Source organism: Luteibacter sp. 1214, assembly GCF_031455395.1.
GTDB classification, from domain to species: Bacteria; Pseudomonadota; Gammaproteobacteria; order Xanthomonadales; family Rhodanobacteraceae; genus Luteibacter; species Luteibacter mycovicinus.
This window is the reverse complement of sequence record NZ_JAVDSQ010000004.1, coordinates 192,236-217,661: the sequence shown is the minus strand read 5'-3', so window position 1 is coordinate 217,661 and position 25,426 is coordinate 192,236. Positions and strand designations below refer to the sequence as shown.

Annotated in this window: 28 protein-coding genes; 18 read left to right on the top strand and 10 right to left on the bottom strand. The window is 67.1% G+C overall.

The genetic code is table 11. The features are described 5' to 3' along the window. The first annotated feature begins 31 nt into the window (after positions 1–31). From lpxB to J2X57_RS11860, 3 genes are all read left to right on the top strand, one after another. Positions 32–1,258: a lipid-A-disaccharide synthase gene (gene lpxB, locus J2X57_RS11870; protein ID WP_309867276.1), complete on the top strand. Its 1,227-nt coding sequence runs from the start codon at positions 32–34 to the stop codon at positions 1,256–1,258. Positions 1,259–1,268: 10 nt separating this feature from the next. Next, positions 1,269–1,916, top strand: a complete 648-nt coding sequence (gene rnhB, locus J2X57_RS11865) for a ribonuclease HII (RefSeq protein ID WP_051943363.1) — start codon at positions 1,269–1,271, stop codon at positions 1,914–1,916. Positions 1,917–2,351: 435 nt separating this feature from the next. Then, positions 2,352–2,717 (top strand): hypothetical protein, encoded by a 366-nt coding sequence (locus J2X57_RS11860; RefSeq protein WP_036111039.1) that lies wholly within the window; start codon positions 2,352–2,354, stop codon positions 2,715–2,717. A 41-nt stretch (positions 2,718–2,758) separates the two neighbouring features. Here the strand turns inward: J2X57_RS11860 and J2X57_RS11855 are convergent, their stop codons facing one another. From J2X57_RS11855 to moaA, 5 genes are read right to left on the bottom strand one after another with little or no spacing between them, the layout of a single operon-like run. Continuing rightward, positions 2,759–3,949 carry a molybdopterin molybdotransferase MoeA gene (locus tag J2X57_RS11855; protein WP_309867270.1) on the bottom strand — a complete coding sequence of 397 codons (1,191 nt, stop codon included), beginning with the start codon at positions 3,947–3,949 and terminating at the stop codon, positions 2,759–2,761. Beyond that, on the bottom strand, positions 3,949–4,887 hold the full coding sequence (gene moaCB / locus J2X57_RS11850) for a bifunctional molybdenum cofactor biosynthesis protein MoaC/MoaB (protein WP_036111034.1): 939 nt from the start codon (positions 4,885–4,887) through the stop codon (positions 3,949–3,951). Before moaCB ends, J2X57_RS11855 begins: the two co-directional genes overlap by 1 nt. Further along, positions 4,884–5,369, bottom strand: a complete 486-nt coding sequence (locus J2X57_RS11845) for a molybdenum cofactor biosynthesis protein MoaE (RefSeq protein ID WP_309867266.1) — start codon at positions 5,367–5,369, stop codon at positions 4,884–4,886. Before J2X57_RS11845 ends, moaCB begins: the two co-directional genes overlap by 4 nt. 3 nt (positions 5,370–5,372) lie before the next feature. Continuing rightward, on the bottom strand, positions 5,373–5,624 hold the full coding sequence (locus tag J2X57_RS11840; RefSeq protein WP_036111031.1) for a MoaD/ThiS family protein: 252 nt from the start codon (positions 5,622–5,624) through the stop codon (positions 5,373–5,375). 24 nt (positions 5,625–5,648) lie between these two features. Beyond that, positions 5,649–6,623 carry a GTP 3',8-cyclase MoaA gene (gene moaA, locus J2X57_RS11835; RefSeq protein ID WP_043695409.1) on the bottom strand — a complete coding sequence of 325 codons (975 nt, stop codon included), beginning with the start codon at positions 6,621–6,623 and terminating at the stop codon, positions 5,649–5,651. A gap of 86 nt (positions 6,624–6,709) precedes the next feature. Between moaA and J2X57_RS11830 the strand changes: the two genes are divergently transcribed. From J2X57_RS11830 to J2X57_RS11790, 9 genes are all read left to right on the top strand, one after another. Beyond that, entirely contained in the window at positions 6,710–7,687 is a 978-nt protein-coding gene (locus J2X57_RS11830) for an XdhC family protein (RefSeq protein WP_309867261.1), read from the top strand. Then, a complete protein-coding gene (locus J2X57_RS11825) occupies positions 7,684–8,268 on the top strand; it encodes a nucleotidyltransferase family protein (protein ID WP_309867258.1) in 585 nt (194 codons plus the stop codon). Before J2X57_RS11830 ends, J2X57_RS11825 begins: the two co-directional genes overlap by 4 nt. A gap of 134 nt (positions 8,269–8,402) precedes the next feature. Then, positions 8,403–9,014, top strand: coding sequence for a 2Fe-2S iron-sulfur cluster-binding protein (locus tag J2X57_RS11820; RefSeq protein ID WP_090352553.1), 612 nt, complete (start codon positions 8,403–8,405; stop codon positions 9,012–9,014). Continuing rightward, positions 9,011–10,003: a xanthine dehydrogenase family protein subunit M gene (locus J2X57_RS11815; protein ID WP_036111019.1), complete on the top strand. Its 993-nt coding sequence runs from the start codon at positions 9,011–9,013 to the stop codon at positions 10,001–10,003. Before J2X57_RS11820 ends, J2X57_RS11815 begins: the two co-directional genes overlap by 4 nt. An 8-nt stretch (positions 10,004–10,011) precedes the next feature. Next, positions 10,012–12,219 (top strand): xanthine dehydrogenase family protein molybdopterin-binding subunit, encoded by a 2,208-nt coding sequence (locus tag J2X57_RS11810; RefSeq protein WP_309867527.1) that lies wholly within the window; start codon positions 10,012–10,014, stop codon positions 12,217–12,219. A gap of 168 nt (positions 12,220–12,387) precedes the next feature. Then, entirely contained in the window at positions 12,388–12,792 is a 405-nt protein-coding gene (locus tag J2X57_RS11805; RefSeq protein ID WP_036111016.1) for an HU family DNA-binding protein, read from the top strand. 157 nt (positions 12,793–12,949) lie between these two features. Then, positions 12,950–13,336 (top strand): BlaI/MecI/CopY family transcriptional regulator, encoded by a 387-nt coding sequence (locus J2X57_RS11800; RefSeq protein ID WP_036111013.1) that lies wholly within the window; start codon positions 12,950–12,952, stop codon positions 13,334–13,336. Between the two features lies 1 nt (position 13,337). Then, the gene (locus J2X57_RS11795) at positions 13,338–15,113 is read left to right on the top strand and encodes a M56 family metallopeptidase (protein WP_309867247.1); all 1,776 of its coding nucleotides are present in this window, start codon (positions 13,338–13,340) and stop codon (positions 15,111–15,113) included. Positions 15,114–15,165: 52 nt separating this feature from the next. Continuing rightward, positions 15,166–15,831 (top strand): HAD-IA family hydrolase, encoded by a 666-nt coding sequence (locus J2X57_RS11790; protein WP_309867244.1) that lies wholly within the window; start codon positions 15,166–15,168, stop codon positions 15,829–15,831. 3 nt (positions 15,832–15,834) lie between these two features. Here the strand turns inward: J2X57_RS11790 and J2X57_RS11785 are convergent, their stop codons facing one another. Genes J2X57_RS11785 through J2X57_RS11765 form a run of 5 tightly spaced genes read right to left on the bottom strand, consistent with a single transcriptional unit; the run spans position 15,835 to position 20,345 of the window. Next, positions 15,835–17,271, bottom strand: coding sequence for a sulfite reductase subunit alpha (locus J2X57_RS11785; protein WP_309867241.1), 1,437 nt, complete (start codon positions 17,269–17,271; stop codon positions 15,835–15,837). A 31-nt stretch (positions 17,272–17,302) separates the two neighbouring features. After that, on the bottom strand, positions 17,303–18,370 hold the full coding sequence (locus tag J2X57_RS11780) for an FAD:protein FMN transferase (protein ID WP_309867238.1): 1,068 nt from the start codon (positions 18,368–18,370) through the stop codon (positions 17,303–17,305). Then, positions 18,367–19,182 (bottom strand): DUF4198 domain-containing protein, encoded by an 816-nt coding sequence (locus tag J2X57_RS11775; RefSeq protein ID WP_309867526.1) that lies wholly within the window; start codon positions 19,180–19,182, stop codon positions 18,367–18,369. The genes J2X57_RS11780 and J2X57_RS11775 overlap by 4 nt, the downstream gene beginning before the upstream one ends. 15 nt (positions 19,183–19,197) lie before the next feature. Next, on the bottom strand, positions 19,198–19,710 hold the full coding sequence (locus J2X57_RS11770) for a DUF2271 domain-containing protein (protein WP_043695422.1): 513 nt from the start codon (positions 19,708–19,710) through the stop codon (positions 19,198–19,200). 11 nt (positions 19,711–19,721) lie between these two features. After that, a complete protein-coding gene (locus J2X57_RS11765; protein WP_343106380.1) occupies positions 19,722–20,345 on the bottom strand; it encodes a PepSY-associated TM helix domain-containing protein in 624 nt (207 codons plus the stop codon). 145 nt (positions 20,346–20,490) lie between these two features. Here J2X57_RS11765 and J2X57_RS11760 point away from each other — a divergent pair, with 145 nt between their 5' ends. The 6 genes from J2X57_RS11760 to J2X57_RS11735 are packed head-to-tail and all read left to right on the top strand — an operon-like array spanning position 20,491 to position 25,418. Beyond that, positions 20,491–21,165: a response regulator gene (locus J2X57_RS11760; protein ID WP_036110998.1), complete on the top strand. Its 675-nt coding sequence runs from the start codon at positions 20,491–20,493 to the stop codon at positions 21,163–21,165. Beyond that, the gene (locus J2X57_RS11755; RefSeq protein ID WP_309867231.1) at positions 21,158–22,576 is read left to right on the top strand and encodes a sensor histidine kinase N-terminal domain-containing protein; all 1,419 of its coding nucleotides are present in this window, start codon (positions 21,158–21,160) and stop codon (positions 22,574–22,576) included. The genes J2X57_RS11760 and J2X57_RS11755 overlap by 8 nt, the downstream gene beginning before the upstream one ends. A gap of 52 nt (positions 22,577–22,628) precedes the next feature. Next, positions 22,629–23,465, top strand: coding sequence for an alpha/beta fold hydrolase (locus J2X57_RS11750; RefSeq protein WP_254857347.1), 837 nt, complete (start codon positions 22,629–22,631; stop codon positions 23,463–23,465). A 3-nt stretch (positions 23,466–23,468) separates the two neighbouring features. Continuing rightward, positions 23,469–23,828 (top strand): EamA family transporter, encoded by a 360-nt coding sequence (locus J2X57_RS11745; RefSeq protein WP_043695425.1) that lies wholly within the window; start codon positions 23,469–23,471, stop codon positions 23,826–23,828. Beyond that, positions 23,825–24,223: an EamA family transporter gene (locus J2X57_RS11740; protein ID WP_036110988.1), complete on the top strand. Its 399-nt coding sequence runs from the start codon at positions 23,825–23,827 to the stop codon at positions 24,221–24,223. Before J2X57_RS11745 ends, J2X57_RS11740 begins: the two co-directional genes overlap by 4 nt. Next, complete coding sequence (locus J2X57_RS11735; RefSeq protein WP_309867223.1) at positions 24,207–25,418, top strand: DegT/DnrJ/EryC1/StrS family aminotransferase; 1,212 nt, start codon at positions 24,207–24,209, stop codon at positions 25,416–25,418. Before J2X57_RS11740 ends, J2X57_RS11735 begins: the two co-directional genes overlap by 17 nt. Positions 25,419–25,426: the final 8 nt, after the last annotated feature.

The window sequence follows — 25,426 nt, the reverse complement described above, 5'->3', positions numbered from 1 at the left end:
CGGCACGCCGGTCGAGGGAGACCCGTACACCATGCAGCACACCCCCTCCTCCACCGACGCCCCGGTCATCGCGCTCATCGCGGGCGAAGACTCCGGCGACCAGCTCGGTGCCGAGCTCATCGAGGCGCTTCGTACGCGCTATCCCGGTGCCCGCTTCGTCGGCATCGGCGGCCGGCGCATGCTCGCCCAGGGTTTCGAGTCCTGGTACGACATCCGCGAACTCTCCGTCATGGGCTTTGCCGAGGTAGTGAAACACCTGCCCCGCCTGCTCGGCCTCCGCAAGGCGCTGCTCGGTAAACTCCTTTCCCTGCGTCCCGCTGTCGTCGTCGGCATCGACGCGCCGGACTTCAATCTTGGGGTGGAGCGCAAGCTCAAGGCGGCCGGTCTGCGCACCGTGCATTACGTCAGCCCTTCGGTCTGGGCCTGGCGCGAAAAGCGTGCCGAGAAAATCGGTCGCTCCGCCGACCGCGTGCTCTGCCTGTTCCCCATGGAGCCGCCGATCTACGCGAAGCATGGCATCGACGCGCGTTTCGTGGGCCATCCGCTGGCCGATCGCTTCCCGATGGTCTCCGACCGTGCCGCTGCCCGCGAGACGCTGGGTCTGCCACACGACGCCCCGGTGCTTGCCGTACTTCCGGGAAGTCGACCCAGCGAAATCGAACGTGTCGGCGCGATCTTCATCGCCGCCGCGCGCCGTGTCGCCGAAGCCATGCCAGCCGTGCGGATCGTCGTGCCGTCGGCCAACGAGCGCGTCCACGCGCAGCTGCAAGCCCTGCTCGCGAACTTCCCGGGTACCTCACCGATACTCACCAATGGCCAGGCACACGACGTCATGCTGGCCGCGGACGCGGTCCTGCTGGCCTCCGGCACGGCCACGCTCGAAGCGATGCTGGCAAAACGCCCGATGGTGGTCGGCTACCGCGTCTCGCCCACCAGCTACCGGATCGCCGTCGCACTGCGCATGCTGAAAACGGACGTCTACAGCCTGCCCAACATCCTCGCGCGAGCCTGTGGCCTCGGCAAACGCCTGCTGGTCCCCGAGTTCATGCAGGATGAGTGCACCCCCGACAACCTCTCCCGCGCGACGCTGGAACTCCTCGGCGACAGCGAACGCCGCGGCGCCATCGTTGCCGCCTTCGAGTTCCTGCACCAGGAACTGCGCGGCGGCCTGGAAGGCCGCGCCGCCGATCACGCGGCGGACGCCATCGCCGACCTGATCGCGGTACCGGACTTGCCGACGGCCAGCGCCGGACACTAGGCTTCGCATCATGCCCCGTAAGCGCAATGTCAGCTCCCAGCTCGCCCGCGACCTCGTCGTTGCGGGCGTGGACGAGGCCGGCCGCGGCCCGCTGGCCGGGCCGGTCGTCGTATCCGCCGTCATCCTGGATCCGGCCCGCCCGATCCGTGGCCTCAACGACTCCAAGCAGCTGAACGAGGATGTCCGCGAGAAGCTCTACGGCCGCATCATCGAACGCGCGATCGCCTGGTCCGTAATCTTCGTCGAGCGCGAGGAGATCGACCGGATCAACATTTTCCAGGCGACGATGGTCGGCATGACGCGTTCCCTGATGGGCTTGTCGCACACTCCCCACATCGCGCTGATCGACGGCAACCGCCTGCCGCGCACCCTGCCCTGCGAAGGCCGCGCGGTCATCGGCGGCGACGCCACCGAGCCGGCGATCAGCGCCGCCTCGATCCTGGCCAAGGTCAGCCGCGACCGGCACATGCATGCGCTGGATGCGATGCATCCTGGCTATGGCTTTGCGAAGCACAAGGGTTACGGCGTACCCGAGCATCTCGATGCGCTTTCCCGTCTGGGGCCGTGCGATGCCCATCGCCGCAGTTTTGCGCCGGTGAAGCGGTGGTTCGAGCCTGAGGTCCAGCCGATCGCTGATTTGTTCGCTGTTGCCGGGTAGGTTGCCGGGCTCGGCTTCGCCATCGCCTTTGGCTTGCCGCGGCGTGTGATGTCGCGTTGAAGAGCCGGCGGGTGCCACCCTCGCGTCCACGCCTGCGGCGACCCCATAAGGAAAGGCCGCTACCGCGGCCGTGTATCAATGGCCTTCGGCCGGGTCGGGCTCCGACTGGGGGTTTTCGAGTCGGCTGTCCCTGCCTCCCCGAAAACGGCCCTTCCTTGAGGGGTCGCCGCAGGCGTGGCCGCGAGGGTCACCCCCGCCGTCTCTCCAACACGACACGACACACCGCGACAAAGCCAAACGCGATGGCGCAAGCCGAGCCAAAAAAAAACCCTGTCATATTTCGCCTAAAGTCCCCCTGCGACCTGCCGATACGTCAGCTAACGCCCTCTCTCACGAGCGGCGCAGCCTTTCCCCTATCGACAGGTAATGTCACCCATGAAGAAGATCGCCATCGCCGTCGCGCTGTTCGTCGCAGCCCCGTTGTCCGCCCACGCCGCCTGTGCCGCCAAGGACTTCGCCGTCGAAGGTTTCGGCGTCAAGCTCCAGCAGGGTTCGGGCCAGCCGCGCTTCAGCATGAAGGGCAACCTGGTCAACAAGTGCGCCGAAGCCGCCGCCGCGCAGATCCGCATCGACGCGAAGGATGCCTCGGGCAAGGTCGTCGCCAGCAAGCAGGGCTGGCCGGCAGGCACGTCCAATATCGAACCGGGCAAGAGCGTCGATTTCGACCTCGGCCGCCTCTTCCGCTACTCGCCGGACATGACCGACTACACGGTCGTCGTGTCGGACGTGAAGGCCTGGTAAGAACGAAGGGCCCGGTCATACCGGGCCCTTGTCGCATCAGGTCACAACGGGATCCACGCCACGCGCTCGCCCGCGGCGAACGCCTCGGAGCGTGACGGCAACCAGACCAGCGCGTGCGCGGACGCCAGATTGCTGAGCATGTGCGATTCCTGACGCGGCAACACGTCGAGCGACGCCACACCGTCGCTCATGTCCAGACGCATCCGGACGAGTCGATCGCGCTCCGCATCGGCCTCGACAGGCGCCCCGAGCCGACCCTGCCGCCACGCCGGCTGATCGACGGCCTCGCCCTCGAGTTGCGCCAGCACGGCGCGTGCATGCACCGACAGGCACACCAGCACGGCCGCTGGATTGCCCGGCATACCCAACAGCGCTCTTCCCTCACGCGTGCCGAACCACAGCGGCTTACCGGGCTTCTGCGCGACCTTCCAGAACACCTTGCGCACCCCCAGACGGTCGGCCACCGCTGGTACGAAGTCGCGGTCGCCGACGGAGACACCACCGCTGGTCACCACGAGATCGGCGCTGTCCAGTGCGGCACTCATGGCTTCTTCCAGCGCCGCCTCGTCGTCGCGCACGTAAGCGACCACCGGCTCACCGTACCCGTGCTCGACGAACCACGCACGAAGCAACGGACCGTTCGCGTCATACACCAGGCCAGGGCCGAGCGGCTCGCCGGCGCGCACCACTTCATCGCCCGTCACCAGGACGGCGACGCGAGGGCGACGATAGACCTCCACCGTCTCCACGCCGGCCATGGCCAGTGCCGCGATGAGGCCAGCGGTGACACGCTGCCCCGCCTCGGCGATGGTCGCACCCGCCGCGAGTTCCTCACCCTCGTGGCGAATGGCCTCACCCACGCGCACCGCCTCCGTGAGTGCGATGCCGGAGCCGGTACGCTGGACGATCTCCTGCCGCGCCACGGCGTCGGCGCCTTGCGGGAGCACGCCTCCGGTAAGGATGCGGACGGCCTGACCCGACCCGACGACGACATCGGCGGGATCGCCCGCGGCCGAGGTGCCGACCAGTGAACGCTCAGCCTGCCCGTCGACGGTGCGCAACGCGTAGCCGTCCACCGCACTCTGCGTGAAGCGAGGCAGGGCGATGCGCGCGATGGCGGACTCCGCAAGCACCGCGCCCAGCGCGAGTTCGAGTGCGACATGATGCGTCGGGAGTCGCTCCACGTGCCGACGGTAGTGCTCGAAGGTTTCCCCAAGAGGAAGGAGCGCCATCAGTGCGGCTCCCCGTAACCGCCTGCGTGCTTTCCGCCGGTACGGCCGGTTTCGAGGAGGTGCACGATGCCGGGTAAGGTCGCCGCCAGCGACTCGCTGGCACCACCCCGACTGCCCGGGAAGGTCAGCACCAGCGATTCACCGACGTAACCCGCGACGCCGCGCGACAGCATGGCGAACGGCATGCGTTGCTGGCCAAAGGCTCGCGCCGTTTCCATGATGCCGGGGATCTCGATATCGAGCATCGGCTTGACGGTGTCCACCGTGATATCGCGCGGACTCAGGCCGGTGCCACCGACGGTGACCACCAGCGCCGTGCCGGCGGCGACCAGCGAACGCAGCAGATCGCCCAGCACGGCCGCGTCGTCGGCGATGACCGCGTATTCCACCGGATCGAAGTTCGCGCGGATCAGGGCGTCGCGCACGTAGGCGCCAGCCGTGTCCGCCTTCGCGCCGCTGGCCACCGTGTCGGAAAGCACGACAACGGCGGCGCTGCGGGACGTCAGCAGCGCGCGGCGGTAATGCGACTTGCCGCCGACCTTGCGCTCGAGCCGGCAATCCTCGATGTGCAGCTCTTCGGGCTCCGCGTAAGGCTTGAGCATGTCGTAGATGGTCAGGGCGGCCAGGCTGGCCGCGGTCAGCGCTTCCATCTCGACACCGGTCGGGCCGATGGTCTGCACCTCGGCCACGATGCGGACACTGGTGTCCGACAGTTCGTAGTGCACGTCCGCGCGATGGATCGGCAGCGGGTGGCACAGCGGAATCAGTTCATCCGTGCGCTTCGCGGCCAGGATACCGGCGACCCGCGCGGTTTTCAGCGGGTCGCCTTTCTCGGTTTCGCCCGTGCGCAACAGGTCGATACATGCCGCCGGCGCGTGAAGCGTGGCGGTGGCGCGCGCGATACGCAGGGAGTCGGGTTTCTGGCTGACGTCTTTCATCCGTGGCTCGTATGCGAATGGTGGTGATGCGAACGGCGCGCCTCTTCGTCGAGGTCGTCGCGGATGCAACAACCTTCCACGAAAGCACTGCTTCCGTCCGTGTAGAACTCTTCTTTCCAGATGGGCGCGCCATGCTTTACCGCATCGACCGCATAGCGGCACGCGTCGAAGGCTTCAGCGCGATGAGGGGCCCGCACGACGCAGACGATGGCGATATCGCCTATGGACAGATCGCCGAGCCGGTGGACGATCCGCACATACGGCACGCCGTAGCGCTCGCGGGTCGCCTGCTCCACCTCACGGATGATCTTCGCGGCGAGCGGCTCGTGCGCGGTATACGCCAGGTGCCTGACGGAACGGCCTTCGTGGTGATCGCGGACCGTCCCGACGAACAGCGCGAGGCCACCGCATTCGGGGTGCGCCTCGAGTTCGAGCAAGGGTTCGACCGCCACGGGAAGATGCGAGAGAACGTCACGGTTCATGACTCAGCCTCCCGCGACCGGCGGCAACAGGGCGATCCGGCCATCGGCCGGCAAGGCGTCCGCACGGCGGACGATGGTGTCGCCAGACACGCAGGCGCAGCGATCCAGCGGTCCCGCAAGCTCGGGACGCGCCGATGCCAGGCGCGCCACCGCGTCGCCCACCGTGCCGACATCGTCGGTGACCTCGATGACGCACTCATGCTGGCCGGCCAGACGCTCGAGGTTGGCGAAGAGTTCGAAAACGACTTGTTTCATGACAGATCCGAAAAAATGACTTACTTATCCACCCATCGCATGCATGGTCACCGGCCGGTCCACGGGCCCCGGCCGTGCGGCGTAGCCCGCATCCTTGAGCCAGACGGCGCGGCGCACCTGCTCACCCAGAACTTCGTCAGTGACGCCTTCGCGCATGCGCGCACCCAGCGGTGTACCGAGCGGCGAGAACAGGCAGGTGAACAGCTCGCCCGTCGCCGTGAGGCGCAGGCGATCGCAGGTGGAGCAGAAGGGGTTGGAAACGGTGGAGATGATGCCTAACGGGTAATGCCCGTCGACAAGGTACGGTGTCGCCGGATCGCTGCTCCGGGGCTGGTGGTCGACACGATGGCTGACGCCGATCGCGGCCAGCATGTCCGCCTCGGACACCACGGCATCGCGTTTCCAGTGTCCCGGTGCATCCAGCGGCATGTATTCGATGTACCGCAAGGGAATGCCGCGAGCCATCGCCCACTCCAGCAGCGGCACGATGTCCTTTTCGTTGTCTCCGCGGATGACGACCGCGTTGAGCTTGATGTTGGCGCCGGCGTCGGTCAGTGCGTCGATACCGTCCAGCACCGGTGCGATCTCTCGCAGGGTAAGCCGACGGAACGTGTCCGGGTCGATGGCATCCAGGCTCACGTTGAAATCGTCGATGCCGGCGGCCACGAGTTCACGCGCCTTCGGTGCGATGCGCGAGGCGTTCGTGGTCATCGACAGGCGGCGCAGGCCGCGTTCGCGCAGGGCGCCGATCTCCCGGACACACTCGAGCAGGTCGCGGCGCAACAGCGGTTCACCGCCGGTCAGACGGATCTGATCGATGCCGCTGTCGACGAACAATCCCGCAAGGCGCACCACCTCGCCCCGGTCGAGCAGGCTGCTTCGGGGCAACCAGTCGGGGTGCTCGGGCATACAGTAAGTGCAGCGGAAATTGCAGCGGTCGGTCAGCGAGATCCGCAGCTTGCGTTTGGTACGGCCGTGACGATCGATGAGTGGGGACATATCGGCTCAGGAAAGCACAATGGGCGTAAGCGGGACGTATGCGGCCGCGCCGGGCCCTTCACACGCAATCGTGCCAGACTTCCGCGATGAACGCCTTGAACCCATCCGCCGCGCCGGTCTGGCCAGCCTGGCCCGACTACGCCCTGATCGCCGACCTGCTGCCTTCCCTGCGCGACTTCGCCCATGCCGGCCGTGTCGCCCTCGCGACGCTGGTCTTCACCGACGGCCCATCCCCGCGGCCGCTATATAGCGAAATGCTGATCGCTGCGGACGGGCGCGTCGCGGGCTATGTTTCCGGTGGATGCGTCGAGGCCGCCGTCGCCAGCGAGGCCGCGATGGTGTTGGCCGACGGGCGCCCGCGCCTGCTGGATTACGGTGTCGGCAGTCCGGTCCTGGACATCCAGCTTACCTGCGGCGGGCGCATCGGCATCTTCGTCCGGGAGCTGCGCGAACCGTCGGCTTACGCCAACACGCTGGGCATCGCCCGCCGCGAGCGGCGTACCGTGACGGTGATGACGGACCGCGACAGCGGCGCGTGGAAAATCGTGGAAGGCCACATTGCGCCCGACGATCGTCATTACGCCTGCGTCCATATGCCGCCCCTGCGCCTCGTCGCCGTCGGCGGCGACCCGGTGACGCTCGCCGTCGCGCAGCTTGCGCCGACGATGGGCGTGGAAGTCGTCCTGTTGCGGCCGCATGGGCCGGCCGAACCGCCGCCCGGCATCGCGTTGACCGGCTACGACTCGCGCAGCCTGGCGGTGTCGCTGGGCGAGCTCGTCCTCGACGAACGCACCGCGGTGTACTCGCTCAGCCACGACGCCGAGATCGACCACGCGGTCGCCACGCATGCGCTGCGCTCCCCGGCGTTCGCCGTCGGTGTCCTTGGCAGCCGCAACAAGATCGGCACCCGCGTCGAACGACTGAAGGACGATGGTGTGGACGACGACGATCTGACCCGGCTGCATCTTCCCGCGGGCCTGCCCATCGGCGCACAAACCCCGCACGGCATCGCCCTGTCCATCCTCGCTCAGGTCTGCCAGCGCGATCGCGCGCGGGCATCGTGATCGGCGGCCACGATGCCGTCATCCTGGCAGCGGGCGGCAGCCAGCGGCTGGGGCGACCGAAACAGCTTCTGACCCTCGACGGCGAAAGCCTCATCGCCCGCGTATCGCGTCTGGTCGATGCCACCGGCCCGGGCAAGACGATCGCCGTGCTCGGCGCTTATGCCGAACGCCTGTGCGGCCAGCTGAACGGCGCCATGGCGGTGTTCAATCCGGACTGGGCCACGGGCATGGCATCGTCACTCCGACTGGCGGCCGATGCGCTCGCCGGACGCCACGACCCGGTGCTCGTCGTGGTCGTGGATCAGCTGGCGCTCGACGAAGCACATCTCGTCAGGCTGCTCGCCGCACACGACGGCGCGCGCGATACGGTAACCGCGTACGGCGAGACCCTGGGCGTACCCGCCGTGCTGCGTGCGGCCACGCTGGCGCGCGCCACGCACCTCCGCGGCGACACCGGTTTTCGCGCCCTTTGGTCGGATGAGGCGCCGCTCGCGATCCGCGCCGACGCACTCGCTCTCGACGTAGATACCGAAGACGATGTCGCACGCGCCATCGCTGCCGGGCTTCTCGATCGCGACTGACCGCGTCGACATGTAAAGAGCATGGGAACCCCAACGGCGCGTTCCGCCGCGCGCCGTTCACGGCACGAGCGATAAAACCGTGGCTTCACCCAGGCAGCGACGCATATTCGTCGCCCACCCACGGAGACAGCGGCATGCAGCCGAAGACCAACACCTCGTCCATCGACGCGGCGCGCCACGGCGCAGAAGCCAGCGGCGTCATGAACCACACTTCCGAACGCGTCGACGGTATCGACACGGTCCAGGCCCACCTGCGGATCAATGGCACGACTCACGTGCTCGACCTCGACCCCAGGGTGACCCTCCTCGATGCGCTGCGCGAACATCTCGGACTCACCGGCTCGAAGAAGGGCTGCGATCACGGCCAGTGCGGCGCGTGCACGGTGCTGGTCGAAGGCCGTCGGATCAATGCCTGCCTGACCCTGGCGGTGATGCACGACGGCGACTCGATCACCACCGTCGAAGGCCTGGCCACGGGCGATGTGCTTAGTCCGCTGCAGGCTGCCTTCGTCCGGCACGATGGGTTCCAGTGCGGCTATTGCACGCCGGGACAGCTCTGCTCCGCCACCGGCATGCTCGAGGAAGTGCGCGCCGGATGGCCCAGCGTGGTCACCACGGACGTCGCCGGCTCGCCGACGCTGACCGACGAGGAGATTCGTGAACGCATGAGCGGCAACCTCTGTCGCTGCAGTGCGTATCCCAACATCGTCGCCGCAATTGCCGACGCCGCGGAGACCGACGCATGAAACAGTTCACCTACGCACGCGCGACCACGCCGACCGATGCCGCCTCGTCCGCGGCGGCCCATCGCCGCACGCGCTTCATCGCCGGCGGCACGAACCTGCTCGATCTGATGAAGCTGGAAGTGGAGACGCCCGAACATCTGATCGACATCAACCGTCTCGGTCTCGACGCTATCGAAGAAACCGCGGACGGCGGCCTGCGCATCGGCACGCTGGTGCGCAACAGCGACCTGGCCGCCGATCCCCGCGTGCGCGAACGCTATCCCGTCCTGTCGCGTGCCTTGCTCGCCGGTGCGTCGGGGCAGCTGCGCAACAAGGCCACGACGGGCGGCAATCTGCTGCAACGTACCCGCTGCTACTACTTCTATGACACCGCCATGCCGTGCAACAAGCGCCATCCCGGCAGCGGCTGCGCAGCTATCGGCGGGTACAACCGCATCCACGCCATCGTCGGCGCGAGTGACTCATGCATCGCGACCCATCCGTCCGATATGGCGGTGGCGATGCGCGTGCTGGACGCCGTGATTCACACGGTAGCCGCCGATGGCAATGTGCGTGAAATTCCGATCGGCGAGTTCTATCGCCTGCCCGGCGACACGCCTCAGGTGGAAAACGTGCTAGCGGACGGTGAGCTGATCACGCACGTCACCCTGCCCCCTCCGCCGCCGGGACGGCAGGTGTATCGCAAGGTGCGCGATCGCGCGTCGTACGCGTTCGCACTGATCTCGGTAGCGGCCATCGTGAATTTCGAGGATGGCCGGATTGCCGACGCTCGCATCGCCTTTGGCGGCGTCGGCCCCATGCCATGGCGCGACGATGAGCTCGAGCGCGCCGCCGCGGGTGTCGGCAGCGACGAAGTGTCGCTGCGCACCCTCGCGGAGAACGCGCTGGCCGATGCGCGTGGTCAGGGACACAACGATTTCAAACCAGTGCTTGCCCGCCGCACCCTGGGTGCGGTGCTGGTCGAAGCCAGCGGGAGGACCGACGCATGACGATTCGCATGGACACGGTGGTGGGGCACACGCCGCTGGACGATAACCCGGGCGGCTTCACCGGCAAGCCGGTCGACCGCGTGGATGGTCCGCTGAAGGTTCAGGGCAAGGCTGCGTACGCCGCGGAACACGGTGGCGTCGGCGATGTGGCGTACGCGTTCCCCGTGCTCGCGACGATCGCGCTCGGACGCGTTATCCGGATGGATACGTCGGCGGCCGAGCGTGCGCCGGGCGTCATCCACGTGGTCACCGCGAAGAACGTACCGCCGCAGGACACGTCGTCGGACGATGCCATTCCTCAGCTCGTCGGCGATGAGATCAGGCATTACGGCCAGCCCGTCGCGCTGGTCGTTGCAAAGTCTTATGAACAGGCACGCCATGCCGCCGGACTGATCCGGCCGGAATACGACGGAAAGCCTGGACGCTTCGATCTAGCGGCCGGTATCGACGGTGCGCGCAAGCCGGAGGATCTGTCCTTCGCGAAAGCCGATACCAGCAAGGGCGACTTCGACGCCGCCTACGCCAAGTCGCCTCACCAGCTGGACGTGACGTACACCACGCCGTTTCAGTTCCATGCCGCGATGGAGCCGCACGCCACGATCGCCAGCTGGGACGGCGACCGGCTGGTGGTCCAGACGTCGAACCAGATGCCTACGCCGGGGCGCAAGGCGCTCGCGGCCACGCTCGGTATCGAGCCCGAAAAGGTCAGGCTTCTCTCGGCGTATATCGGTGGCGGCTTCGGTAGCAAGCTCGATGTACAGCCCGACGCCGTGCTGGCCGCGCTGGCCGCCAGGGCCACGGGCCGCAAGGTTAAGCTTGCCCTCACCCGCCAGCAGCTCTTTCACATCGTGGGGCACCGTACCAACACCGTGCAGCGCGTTCGCCTGGGCACGGATGCACAGGGCCATATCCTCGCCGAGGCGCATGAAGCGTGGTCGGGTAACGAGCCCGGCAACGATGAATTCGAACCGACGGTGCTCGGCACGCGTTCCCGCTATGCGGGCGAGCACCGGAGGAATACGCATCGCCATGTCGATCTCGACCTGCCGCCCGCCATTTCGATGCGCGCGCCGGGCGAGGCGGTCGGCCTCCTCGCGCTCGAAGGCGCCATGGATGAGCTGGCTGTCTCGCTGGACATCGACCCGATCGAACTGCGCGTTCGCAATGAGCCCGCCGTGGATCCCGAACTCGGCGTTCCGTTTTCGTCCCGCCAGGTCGTCGAATGCATGCGTGAAGGCGCACGTCGCTTCGGCTGGGATAAACGCATCGCCAAACCCGGGCAGGTCCGTGACGGACGCTGGCTGATCGGCATGGGCATGTCGTCCGCCGTACGCGGAAACATGCTTCAGGCGTCGAAAGCGCACGTCCATCTGGATGGCACCGGTCAGCTCACCGCCCGGATGGCCATGACGGATATCGGCACGGGCTCATATACGGTATTCACGCAGATCGCCGCGGACCTGCTCGGCTTGCCGATGGAGCGCGTCACCATTTTGCTCGGCGACTCGGATTTTCCCGAGACGCCCGGGTCAGGCGGTTCATTCGGCGCCGCCAGCGCCGGGTCAGGTCTGTATGACGCGTGCATGCAGCTCCGCACCCGGCTTTGCCAGTCGGCAGGCATCGATCCCGCGCATGCACGCTTCGAAGACGGACACGTCTCCCATGGCGACAAGCGCGTGAGCTACTCGGCCATTGCGGGCGTCGACGGCCTGTCCGCCGATGGCGGCATCGAGCCCGGCAGCAACAACAAGAAGTACAACCAGAACTCGTACGGCGCCTTCTTCGCCGAAGTGGGCGTCGACATGGATACGGGCGAGATCCGCCTGCGCCGCATGCTCGGCGTGTTTGCCGCCGGCCGCATACTGAATGCGAAAACCGCGCGGTCACAGGCATTGGGGGGCATGATCTTCGGCGTCGGCTCCGCACTGTCCGAGGAGATCGTGCTCGATCCGCGTCACGGCGCTTTCGTCAATCACGATCTCGCGGAATACCACGTGCCGGTCAACGCGGACATCGGCCCGATGGAGGCGATCTTCCTGCCTGAACTGGATGACAAGGCGAATCCCCTGAAGATCAAGGGGCTCGGCGAAGTGGGTATCTCGGGAGCGGGCGCTTGCATCGCCAATGCGGTTTACAACGCGTGCGGCGTGCGCATCCGCGACTATCCGCTGACGCTGGACAAGGTTCTTGCAGGCATGGCGGAGACATCCTCCTGACGGGGGATTTTCCGCACTGCGTCACACGGAACCTGAAAAAAAGGGCTCGAAATGCAAAAAAACTTCGCGGACCCTATTTTCAGCGGACGAAAGCAACGCTAGAGTGAGTCGCCCGCTGGGCACCGGCCGGAAAGGCCGCCTCATTCGATTCAAGTGACAAGGATAACCATGGCCACGACCAAAAAAACGGCGGCGAAGAAGGCTGCCAAGGCTCCCGCCAAGGCCGCCGTGAAGGCTGCTAAGGCCCCGGCTGCTCTCAAGCCGATCAAGGATCCGCTTTCGAAGTCCACGCTCGTCTCGCACATCGTCGAGCAGAGCGGCGTCGACAGCAAGAGCGTCAAGGCTGTTCTGGCCTCGCTCGAAGGCGCGATCAACGCCTCGGTTCACAAGAAGGGCGCTGGCACGTTCACGCTGCCCGGCCTGCTGAAGATCACCTCCGTCGCCGTTGCGGCCAAGCCGAAGCGCAAGGGTAAGGACCCGTTCACGGGTGAAGAGCGCTGGTTCGCCGCCAAGCCCGCCTCGGTCAAGGTCAAGGTCCGTCCGCTCAAGAAGCTCAAGGACGCGGCCGCCTGATCTCTCGCGGAGGCCCTCGCCTTCGCGACCGACGAGGTACCCGAAAGCCTCCGCCCTACCGGCGGAGGCTTTTTTCATGGGTCCGTGCCGAAGGTCATGCTTGACTACACGTGTCGTCAGGCGCAGGCTGATTACATCTGTAGTCAGGAGCGACGGCATGCGCAACAAGACCGTGGGCGATCAGGAACTCGCCCTTCTCCAGCACATCGAGGAAACACCGAAATCGTCGGTGGCGGAGGTGTGTGCCGCCTTCGGGGAGAGCCGTGGCCTGGCTCGCTCCACGGTGCTGACGATGATGGAACGCCTGCGTGCGAAGGGATATCTCACGCGCCGGCACGTCGACGGCATGTACCGTTACAGCGTGACCAACGGCAGCGGAGAAGTGATGACCGGCGCCGTGGCCCGCTTCGTCGAGAAGACGCTGCAGGGTTCGGTGTCGCCCTTCGTCGCCTGGATGTCCGAACGCGGCCAGGTCAGCGACAGCGAACTGGCGGAACTCGAAGCGCTCGTCGATACCCTGCAGTCGCGACGGAAGGGGCGCTGACATGGAGGCTCTCTTCGATACGCTGCTCTCGCGCCTCGTCCATGCCTCGGTGCAGGCCGTGCTGCTGGCCGGCGTGGTGTACGCCGTGTGCCGCCTCGTTCCCACGATGTCGGCCTCGGCGAAGGCGACCTTGTGGTGGTTGCTCGGCGCCCAGCTGATCGCAGGCATCGTGTCGCCGACGCTGCTCGGCCTCCCGCTGTTGCCCGCGGCGACGATCGCCCCCGTCGAGCCCGTGACGACCATCGCGCCGCTCACCCTGCCCGGCGCCATGGATACGATGCCCGCCGGCGATGGCACCGTCTCGTGGACGGCCACGTTGCTGTTCATCTGGCTGCTAGCCGTCGCGGTTCAAGCCGCTGTCGCCTGCCTGCGCTGGCGCAGGCTGGCGGGGGTGGTGCATCGCGCGATGCCTCACGACGACGTCCGCATCGAAACGCTTTGCGCCCGTCGCGCCCGCGAGACGGGCCTTCACCGGTCACCCCGACTCGCGGTATCGCCCGAAGTGGATTCGCCTCAGGTCGTCGGCCTGTGGCACCCGACCATCCTCCTGCCGCTCGAGGTACGCCTCAGCGACGAAGATCTCGACCTCGCGCTGATGCACGAACTCGCGCACGTGCGCCGTGGCGATCTGATGCTCGGCTGGATCCCCGCGATCGCCCGCGCCCTGTTCTTCTTCCACCCCGTGGTTCACTTCGCCGTACGCGAGTACGCCCTTTGCCGTGAAGCCGCGTGCGACGCGCTGGTCGTATCGCGGGGCGGCACGATCACGAAAACGTACGGTCGCCTGCTGCTGCGGCTTGGCGTGACTCCGCCTCCGCATCACGCGCTGCCCGGTGCCTCGCCCACCTTCCACTCGCTGAAGAGGAGACTGCTCATGCTCGCTCAGGCCAACGATAGTCATCCCCGTGTGCTGACCTGGTGCCTCGTCGCCGCGATCGCCGCCGTGGGTGTGTTCCCGTGGCGCGTGGTGGCGGCGGACCAGAGCAAGACGACGGCGTCGCGCTTCTACATGCCGCCACCGCACACGCCACCGGCGCCGGCACCCGCCGCCACACCCGCGCCAGCGGCTGCGCCCGCACCGATGTCCGCCACGTCGCTGGTCGCACCCGTGGCACCTGTCGCGTCCGTGGCACCCGTCGCGTCCGTTCAGGCCTCGGTACCGCCGGCACCGCCAGCCCCGCCGGCGCCCGCGGTATGGTCGGAAGACGTTCATGGTGAGCCCACCGACGGCTTCTTCTACTTCTCCAACGACATTCACGTCGCCAGTGGCAGCAGCAGCGATTTTCAGCGCGCGGAGGCCGCTTACCGGGATGTCGGCAAGGACTTTGTATGGTTCCGTCAAGGCAGGCAGGCCTGGGTGATCCGCGACCCCGCGTACGTGAAACGCATTCACCAGGCCTACGCGGCGCCGTCAAAGCCCGCCGACATGGCCGCGATCATGGCGGACCAGCAGGCCGGACTGGACCGGAAGCAGGAAGTGCTCAGCGAGCAGATGGCGAAGCTGACCGCGAAACAGAGTGAGCTGATCTCGAAACAGATGACGTCGACCGGTCCGCGCGATGAAGCCGCCTATGTGGCCGGTAACGACGCCATCGGCCGCGAGCAGGCCGCCATCGCGCGGCAGATGGCGCAGATCGGACAGCAGCGCGCGCTGCAAGGCAAGACGATGGCCGAATGGGGCCGCAGGCAGGCCGACGCATCGCGCAAGGCCTCCGAGGAAGTGAGCACGATCCTGGCCGAGGCGATCCGCAACCACGCCGCCCAGGCCGCACGCTGACGTATCCGCACACCTCCGGTATGGTGAAGGAATTTCCCCTACCGGAGGCACCATGCGACTTGAATCGGACACGGTCATCCAGACCCGCGCGTTGCTCTTCGACATGGACGGCACGCTGATCGACTCACGCGTCCTCGTCGAGAAGATCTGGAAACGCTGGTGTGACGAGAACGGTCTGGACTGGCATTACGTCCTCCCCCGTCTGCACGGCGTGCGCATGCTGGATTCGGTGCGCCGTTTCGCCCCGCCGGGTGTGGACGTGAATGCCGCGTACGAGCGCCTGTACAACGAGGAAGTGAACGACGTCGAAGGGATCGTGCCGATTCCGGGCGCGCTCGAACTGCTCGCCGCGCTGCCTCAGGAAACGTGGACCATCGTGACCTCGGCCGACACCACCCTGGCCACCGGGCGTCTGGCCGCGGCCGGGATCGTGCCGCCGCCGCTCATGGTCACCGGTGAAATCGTCACCGACGGCAAGCCGCATCCCGAGGGCTACCTGCTCGGCGCAAAACGCATGGGTGCGGCGCCTGAGGACTGCCTGGTCTTCGAAGACGCGAAAGCGGGCATCGATGCGGGACGGGCGGCGGGCTCGCGCGTGATCGCTATCGCGGGCGATCATCCGGAAGAAATCGCGGACGACGTCGAGTGGATCGCCGACCTGACCGCGCTGCGTTTCGAAAGCTACAAAGAAGGCGTCGTGACGCTGCGCGTGGTCTGAGCGTCAGTAGACATCGCGGCGATAGCGGCCGTCGGCGAGCATGTCGTCGACGGCCCGCTTGCCGAGGATGCCGCGCAAGGCCGCATCCACACCGGGAGCCATCCCCGCGAGGCTGCCGCAGACATAGATCGCGGCGCCGTCGTCGACGTAGCTGCGCACGTCATCAGCCGCGGCACGCAGACGGTCCTGCACGTAACGCGGGCCCTGCGTCTCGCGCGACCAGACCAGGTCCAGCCGTTCGACCCGGCCGTCCGCTCGCCATCGCTCCAGCTCATCCACGTGGAGACGATCGACGCCGGCGTGCCGCTCACCGAAGATCAGCCAGTTGCGCACGTGTCCGCGTGCCACACGTTCTTTCAGCAAGGCACGCAAACCCGCGATCCCCGTGCCATTGCCGATCAGCAGCATAGGACGGTCGTCGCCCGGCGCATGGAAGCCTTCGTTACGGCGGACGCGCAGATCGACCGCGTCACCGATATCGGCAAGTGCGGTCAGCCAGCCCGAGCCGAGTCCCAGCGACCCCGTGGCGTCCCGCTGCTGACGGACCACCAGATGCAGGGTTTTATCGGAGGGCAGCGAGGCGATGGAATACTCGCGGTGAGGATGTATCTGTTCATCATCGCGCCCACGACGCGGTCCGATTTCGACAACGTCCCCCGCATCCCAACGCAGATGCGCCGCGTCCACCGGTGCCAGGGCGATGTGGAAGCATGGGCCGCCGGCACTGCCGGGATTGAGCAACCGGCGTTCGACCAGCCGCCACGACTGATAAGCCGGACGCACCCAGTCGGGCGCCTCGGGTGAACCGGCCCACTCGGCGACGTGGTGTTGCCAGTGACGCAGCGCGCCCGGATCGCCGTTATCCACTTCGACAAGATCGAAAGCCGGTGCGGCGCCACTGCTGCGCAACCAGCGATCGAGGTCGTGCCCGAAGGCGCAGAAGTCCTCGTAATCGTGGTCGCCCAGCGCCAGCAAGCCGTACGACAGGCCTTGCAGAGCCAGCGCACCGGCCATGACGTCCCGGCGGAAACCCGTAGCGGGATCGGGCGCGTCGCCTTCGCCCGTCGTGCTGGCGATGAAAAGCATGCGTTTCGCCCCCTGCAACGTCGCCGGGGTCAGTGTGTCGATCGACTGCAAGGCGACGGCATCGCCGCCGTGACGCAAGGTGGCCACCGTGAGGTTCGCGAGTTCGGCCGCATAGCCGGTCTGCGTGGCGTACACGACGTGGATGGTGTCCGAACCGGTGTCGACAGCGACGGGAGCTCGTCGCCGGTGCAGCGTCACGGTGAGGACAGCCCACCCGACGACCATCGCGGAAGCCAGCCCCGTGCGCGGCCAGTCCGACGCCTGCGTGCCGGTAAAATCGTGCAGGGTCGCGAACCACGTGGCCACGGCGGCCAGCGCGATACCGATCGCGATCTGTCCGATCGGCACCCTCACGCATCGCTCCGCAAGAATCGGTCCCGCTTCGTCACGGATGCAGCGCCTTCGAAAAACCCGGCGACATCCGCTCGATGAATTTTCCATCCTCGCCGTACAGGATGAAGAGCACGGCGATGTCGTGGCGCCTGGCGTACGCCATGCCTTCGTCCGGCCCCAGCACGGTCATCGTGGTGCCCAGCGAATCGGCATGCATGCAGTCGTCCGCGATGATGCTGACCGAGGCGATGCGATGAGCCACGGGAAAGCCCGTACGCGGATCGATATGGTGCGAGTAGAACTTGCCGCCCGTTTCGAAATAGTGGCGGTAATCGCCCGAGGTGGCGATCGCACGATCGGTCAGCGAAACGATCCGCTCGACCTCGTCCGGCGAATCGAGCGCGCCGGAAGCCGCGCCCGGACGCTCGATACCGACGTGCCAGGGCGTACCGTCGGGTTTGCGGCCGTGCGCGCGCAACTCCCCGCCGACCTCGACCAGATAGGCCGCGACGCCGGATGCATCGAGAAAACGCGCCACCTGTTCGACACCGAAGCCCTTGGCCACCGACGACAGATCCACGTAGACGCCACCCGGCTGCCACGCGCGATGGCCCGCATCATCGAGACGGATGCGGTCCCATCCGACGCGTCCCCGCGCTGCCGCGATCTCCGCGGCGGTCGGCGCCTCGCGGGGGCGTTTGTCCGGGCCGAATCCCCACAGGTTCACCAGCGGTCCCACCGTCGGGTCGTACGCGCCACCGGAATCCTTCGCCAGCCCGAGCGCATAGCGCAGCACGCCGTAGAACTCCGGCGGCAACGTCTGCCACGTGCCCGCCGGTGCACGGTTGAACCGGCTGAGGTCGGAGTCGTGCTCGTACGTACTCATCTGCGCGACGACGCGATCCACCTCGGTCTGGATGCCCGCCTCGATGGCGCGATCGTCCGCGCCATCGGGCAACACGGCATTCACCGACCAGGTCGTCCCCATCGTGTCGCCTTCGAAGCGGCGCACATCCTTCGCGCCCGCCCCGGGCGAGACCATCAGCGCCAGCAGCACTAAAACGGCCGGGACGACAAACGCCCGTCGGGCACCCGCCCTGCGGGCGACCGCCCGGATCACTGCGGCAACACCTCGAGCGTCGCCGTATAGCCCAGGCGACGCTGTTTCGCTTCCTTCGTCGAGGTCTTCTTGTCCTCGGCCGAAGCATTCACCCAGTACATCCCGGCGGCGGGCCAGGTAAACGAGAATTTCCCGTCCTTGTCCGTCGTCGTGTCCATCTCATCCTGCGCATTGCGATAGCGTGTCCCACCATCGATGGCGACGACCTTTACATCCGCGGCCGGCTTACCGTCCACCAGCAACTGGAAGGTCGCTTTTTCTCCGGACACGAGATCGTTCGGCGCGGTCACCGGGACCAGTTCCATGCCCTTGCCCGTCGGCTTCAGCGCGCCCGTGCTCGGCGAGCCCTGGGTCACGAAGGTCTCGACACGCGAGGCCATTTCGTTGACTTCGACGTTCTTCGCGTTCGCGGGCAGGCCCGTCTTGAGGTCCGCGGCGGCACCGCGCCAGCGCTTCTTCTGGCCGTCCAGTTCGTACGTGGCGAATACGCCCTGGTTGACCAGCGCGATGCGATACGTGCCCTTCTGCGGCACGGCCAGATCGAACGTGCTGCGGTACTTGCCCTTGTTTTCGTTCTCCGCCTGCACGGTGCTGCCATCCGGTGCGGTAATCACCAGCTGGTCGAGCTGTGCCGGGAAATGATCGGGGTAATACAACTCGTTGGAGACGGCGGCATCGACGGTGACCCAGGCGTCGTCACCGGAAACCACCGTGGCGGACGGCACCATCCACATCTTGTGCGCCTGGGCGGCCATAGGAAGAGCGAGAGCCAGGGCGGCACCGAGTGCGGCGCGAACGAATGCGTGCTTCATCATCGGGTAACTCCGTTACGGATTGAGGTCGAGGTTGATCTGACCGAGTTCGGCGCTGCCCTTCGCGGACAGATGCGTGCTGGCCTTCGCGGGCCAGTCGAATGCGATGCGCTGGGTTTCGTGACCGCCGACTTCGCGCGCGGCTTCCACGACGATTTCGTAGTGTCCCGGGGCGAGCGTGCCCAGCGGCGGCTTGCCGTCGGTGAAGCGCAGCTGGTGCTGGCCCGCCGGGCGCGTCGCACCGGATACGCCGTCGATCGGCATGGTCTGATCGCGGCCGGTACGGCGCCACCACTGGCGCATGTCCTTCAGCCACTTGGTGCCTTCGCCGTCCTTCTTCCTGACGTCGTACCAGACGGCGAGATTGGCGGCGACCGTGTGGTCCTCGCGCTCGATCCACACGGCGACATAAGGCCGGTGGTATTCGGCGACCTTGAGCTCCGGGATCTCCACCGTCAGGTTCATGTCGGCGGCGAAAGCCGGCGCGGCGACGGTGAGGCAGAAGGCGAACGGCAATAAGCGACGCATACGAAATTCCGTCAGTGAATGAAAAGGAGGGCGATGACCACGGGAAGGACGAAGCCAAGGGCGACCATCGGCCAGGTCATGCGGCGCTGACCCGCATGCAACTTGAGCAGGAGCAGGCCGGTCAGCGCGAAGACGACGCAGGCCAGCGCGAAAACATCGATGAACCAGCTCCAGACCGGCCCGGTGTTGCGGCCCTTGTGCAGGTCGTTGGCATACGCCAGCCAGCCGCGATCGGTGGTTTCGGACTGCACCTCGCCGGTTTCCCGGTCGATGCTCACCCAGCCGTCGCCCCCGGGACGCGGCAGCGCGACCTCGACTTCGTCCTCGCTCCAGTCGCCGTCGCGACCATCGATGCGCATGCCCGTCTTCGATTCGACAAAGGCGGCCACCGCGGGCGCTACCGGTGCCGACCTGCGACCGGGGTCGACCAGTTTCGCCATCAGTCCGGGCGGCAAGGTCGCCGTATGTCTCACCACCCGGGGCGATGCTTCGATCGCGCCGGCATGGTTGAGCGTGAACCCGGTGACCGAAAAGAGCAGGAGCACGACCAGCGAGATCGCGGAGCTGATCCAGTGCCAGCGATGCAGGTGCTTGAGCCAGAACGCGCGGCTTTGCCGGTCGACGGTATCGCGCATGTGGTGGATCGCCCCTGAAACGCCGATAGCGGCCCGGGATGGTAAACCACAATGCGAATCGTTCGCAATTGGGACAGGAAAGCGATCCGAAAGCCTGCCGCGACAACATGCGCCCGAACCACTCCGGAGCGTATCCTTGTCCACCATGCGCATCCTCCTAGCCGAAGACGACGCCGCCATCGCCGCGGCCGTGCGAGCCTCCCTCGAACAGGGTGGCCACGCTGTAGACCACGTAACCGACGGTGCCAGCGCCGACCATGCGTTGCGCGACCACGACTACGACCTGCTGGTACTCGACCTCGGCCTGCCGCTGCTCGACGGCAGCGACGTGCTGGCGCGTGCCCGCAAGCGTGGCGCCAGCCTTCCCGTGCTCGTGGTGACCGCACGCGAGGGCCTGAAAGAGCGCGTGCGCGTGCTCGACCTGGGCGCCGACGATTACCTCGTGAAACCGTTCGCACTGGCCGAGTTCGACGCCCGCGTCCGCGCCCTGCTCCGTCGCCGGACCAGTCAGGGTGCGCCGGAATTCCGCATCGGTCGTCTGCGTCTGGACATCCCCGGCCATCGCGCCTGGATCGACGACACGCCGCTTGACCTCACGGCGCGCGAGTTCGGACTGATCGAAGCCCTAGCCTCACGTGCGGACAAGGTGACCAGCCGCGCGCAGCTGGTGGAAGCCCTGTGCAACTGGGACGAGGACCTGACCGACAACGGCCTGGACATCGCCCTGCACCGCCTGCGCCGCAAGTTGCAGGGTTCGGGCACCAACGTCCGCACCATCCGCGGACTGGGCTACCTGCTCGAAGAAGCCGCGGATGCCTGAACGGCGCCACGCGGCGCAGCGCTCCGCCCGACCGAGCCTGCGTCGGCGCCTGCTGACCTTCCTGCTCGTCCCGGTGCTCGGCGTGCTGCTGCTGGACGCCGTGGTCGTCTACTTTGCCGCGTTGGCCTATTCCAACCGCGTACACGATTCCGATCTCTCCGACTCGGCGCTGACGCTGTCTGAGATGATCGGCAACGATGCGCTGCGCGGGGAACTCACGGCACAGGCCCGCTTCCTGCTCGAATACGACCCAGACGGTCGCAATTACTACACGGTGGTCAGCGACCGGCACGGGCGCATGATCGGCAACGCCGAGCTCGCCGGGCCGGGCGAGCCCGTCGCCACGGACTCGCCACCCCTGCTTTACGACACCTCGCTGGGCCATCGCCCGCTGCGCGGCGCGATCATGCGCGTGCCCAATCACCACGAAGACGGCGACGTGCTGACCATCACGGTGGCCGAGAACCTGCGCGACCGGCATGCCCGGGCCCGCGAGATCCTGCTGCTCACCCTGCCGATCGAAGCGCTGCTGATCGTTGCCGTGCTCTCGCTGGTCTGGTTCGGCGTGAGCCACGGTCTGGGCGTGCTCGAGCCGCTGACGGCGAGACTGAGTCGCCGCGGCCACGATCTGGGACCCATCGGCGAGGAAGACGTGCCGGTGGAGATCCTGCCGCTGACCCGCACCATCGACGACCTCTTCGCACGCATGCGCAACATGCTGGGTCTGCAGGAGCGCTTCATCGCGGATGCCGCGCACCAGTTGCGGACGCCACTGGCCGGCATCCAGCTCCACGTCGAGCGCTACGAGGCCATCGACGATCCCAGCCAGCGCGAGGAAGCCCTGCGCCACGTACACCGCCTCGCCGCCCGCGCCGCCCGTACCTCGGCGCAGCTGCTGGCGCTGACCCGTACGCAGTCGCCCGATCTTCCGGATCACGACGGGATGGCGGTGATCGATCTGTCGACCGTCGTGCCCGAGGCGGTCGCCATGCGCGTACACCAGGCGCTGGGACTGGGCATGGACCTTGGCTACGAAGGACTGGAGACGCCCTGCCTTGTGCGAGGCGACGCGCTGCAGGTCCAGGAAGTCATCGACAACCTGATCGACAACGCTTTCCACTACGCCGGGCGCGGTCACAGCGTCACCGTCTCGGTCGCCTGCGATGGCGGCGATGCCGTACTGGCCGTGGAGGACGATGGTCCCGGCGTGGAGGACGTCTTCCTCACCCAGCTGGGCGAGCGGTTCTTTCGCGTGCCCGGGGTGGACGAGGACGGCACCGGTCTCGGCCTGGCCATCGTCGAAAGCATCGCCGAACGGCATGCGGCACGGGTCACCTTCCTGCATGCAACGGCCGGCGGCCTTCGTGTGGAGCTGCGTTTCCCCCTTCAGCCAGACCAGAAAGCCGGCTGAAACCACGCGGCGGCACCATGCCTCCATCAGAAACCAGTCAGTGAGGTCCGGCGTGAGCCACCCGACGGAATTCCAGTTCGAAGGCGGTCGCGACGGCGTCCTGCTGATCCACGGCCTCACCGGTACGCCGGCCGAGATGCGCATGGTCGGCAAGGGACTCAACCGCGCCGGCTTCACGGTCGTCGGTGTTCGCCTCGCCGGTCACTGCGGCACGGAAGAAGACCTGGTCGCCACCTCGTGGGAGGACTGGTACGCCAGCGTCGAAGCCGCCGCCGAAGAGCTTCGCGGCCGGGTCGACCGCCTGTTCGTCGCCGGGCTGTCCATGGGTGCCGTACTCGCGCTGCGTCTCGCGGCCGTGCAGCCCGGCTGGGTCGACGGCGTCGGCGTGTTCGGTGCCACCTTCCGTTATGACGGCTGGTCCATCGGCTGGACCGGCAAGCTGTCGTTCCTGCTGCCGCTGTTCAAGCGTCTCGGCATCGGCCGTCATCGCAGCTTTATCGAGCAGCCGCCTTTCGGCATCCGCGACGAGCGGCTGCGCGCGCAGATCAGCCAGGCGATGTTCTCCGGGGACAGCGCCGCGGCCGGCCTGCCTGGCAACCCGTGGCACGCGCTGGCCGAAATGGTGAAGCTGGCGCGCGACGTGCGCCGTCGCCTGCCCGATGTCGTCGCGCCGTGCTTCGTCGCGCACGCCACCGACGACGATGTGGCCAGCGTCGCCAATGCGGACATGGTCGCGCGTCGCGTACGCGGCCCGATCGAAATGCTGCTGCTGGGCGACAGCTACCACATGATCACGATCGACCGCGAACGCCGCATGCTGATCGAGCGGACGGCCGACTTCTTCGGCCGCATCGCCCGCGACGCACGCCCCACACGCATGGCGGCCTGATCGATGCACGGGCTGGTGCTCGCGCTGTGGATCGCCAATGTCGTGCTCGACACGGGCGGCCAGCTTGCGTTCAAAGCCGCCGCCGGTGATGAGCGTGCAGGCGATGGCCTCGCCCGCTGGAAGTACATGCTGGCGCGGCCCTGGATCTGGACCGGCATCGGCTGTTATGTCGCCGAGTTTCTGGTCTGGATCGCCTTCCTGTCGCTGGTGCCGCTGTCCGAAGGCGTGCTGCTCGGTTCGATCAATATCGTGGCGATCATGATCGCCGGGCGTTTCCTGTTCAGGGAACGCCTCAGCCCGCTGCGCGTCACCGGCATCCTGCTCGTCGCCGCGGGCGTCGCCATCGTGGGAGCCGGCTCGTGAAGCGTTTCTATCTCATCGGCTTCGGTCTGCTGCTCGCGTTCGACACGCTCAACCTCGTCTGCTTCAAGATCGCCGGCACGCATGCGCTGCCGGTGGAAATGAGCACGGCGTGGCTAGCGCGCGTGTTTTCGCATCCATGGATCTACGGCGCCATCGTCGGTTACATCGGCGCCTTCCTCACCTGGATGAGCCTGCTCAAGCATGCACCCATCGGTCCCGCCTTCGCCGCCTCCCATCTCGAAGTGGTGAGCGTGATGCTGCTTTCCTGGTGGGTCTTCGCCGAGCCGGTGACGCTCACCCAGATACTCGGTGCCGCCGCGATCGTCGCCGGCATCGTCTGCCTCGCCTTCGCCGAACGCGGCGATGAGACGGTGAGCGATGTGGTTCCGGCCTGAGCCCGAATCGCCGCCCACCGCCGGCCTGCCGCTGGGCATCGCCGACCTGGGTGGCGATGTCCGCGCGCCGCTCACCGCGCTCGCCGCGTCGTGGCTCGGTCTGGAAGAAACGCAGCTGGAGTGTTCCGGCACCGCCGCGCTGACCGTCGCGCTGACGGCGCTCTCCGAGTACGCCCGCTCGCGGCGCGAAGTCGCCATCCCCGCCTTTACCTGCCCGCTGGTGCCGCTGGCCATCCGCCGCGCCGGACTCGTGCCGCGACTGGTGGATCTGCTGCCTGGCAGCTTCGACATGGATCCGCAACGACTCGAAGACGCCTGCGGTCCGCAGACACTGGCGGTCGTACCGACTCATCTGGGCGGGCGAACCGCCGATGTCGCCAGCGCGAATGCCATCGCGCATTCCGCTGGCGCGCTGACCATCGAAGACGCGGCGCAGGCACTCGGTGCGCGCATCGACGGTCGCTTTGCAGGAACCCTTGGCGACATCGGTTTCTACAGTCTCGCGGCAGGCAAGGGCCTGTCGATCTTCGAGGGCGGTCTGCTGGTGGCCCAGGACGACGTCTGGCGCGAGCGCTTCCGCCGCGCCTCGCACCGCGTGGTGCGCTGGCATCCGGGGTGGGAAATCCGTCGCTCGCTCGAACTCGCGGGCTACGCGGCGTTGTACCGACCGTCGGGGCTTGGCTTCGCCTACGGCAATTCGCTGCGGCGCGCGCTGCGGCGCGGCGACCTGATCGGTGCGGCGGGCGAGGATTTCAGCGCTGACTTTCCGTTGCACCGCGTGGGGCGATGGAGGCGCGCAGTGGGGGCGCGCGCGTTCGGACGTTTGTCCGGGTTTATCGAGGCCACGCGCGCGCAGGCCGCCGCACGTGTGCCCGCGCTGGCATCGATTCCCGGCGTCCACGTCTTCACCGACGAGGGCGGAACGTGGCCCTATCTGATGCTTCGTTTGCCCGACGAAGCCATGCGCGACGCGGTGCTGAAACGCCTGTGGTCATCGCGGCATGGCGTGGCGCGCATGTTCGTCCACGCCCTGCCCGACTACGAATACCTCGAGGCCATGCCGGGCGGCGACGATGTACCGAACGCCCGCGATTTCGCCGCGCGCACGCTGACGATCACCAACAGTCTGTGGCTGGACGACGCGTGCTTCGAGCACGTGTGTGCGGTGATCGAGGCGGTGATCGTTTCGCGCTGACGATCCGG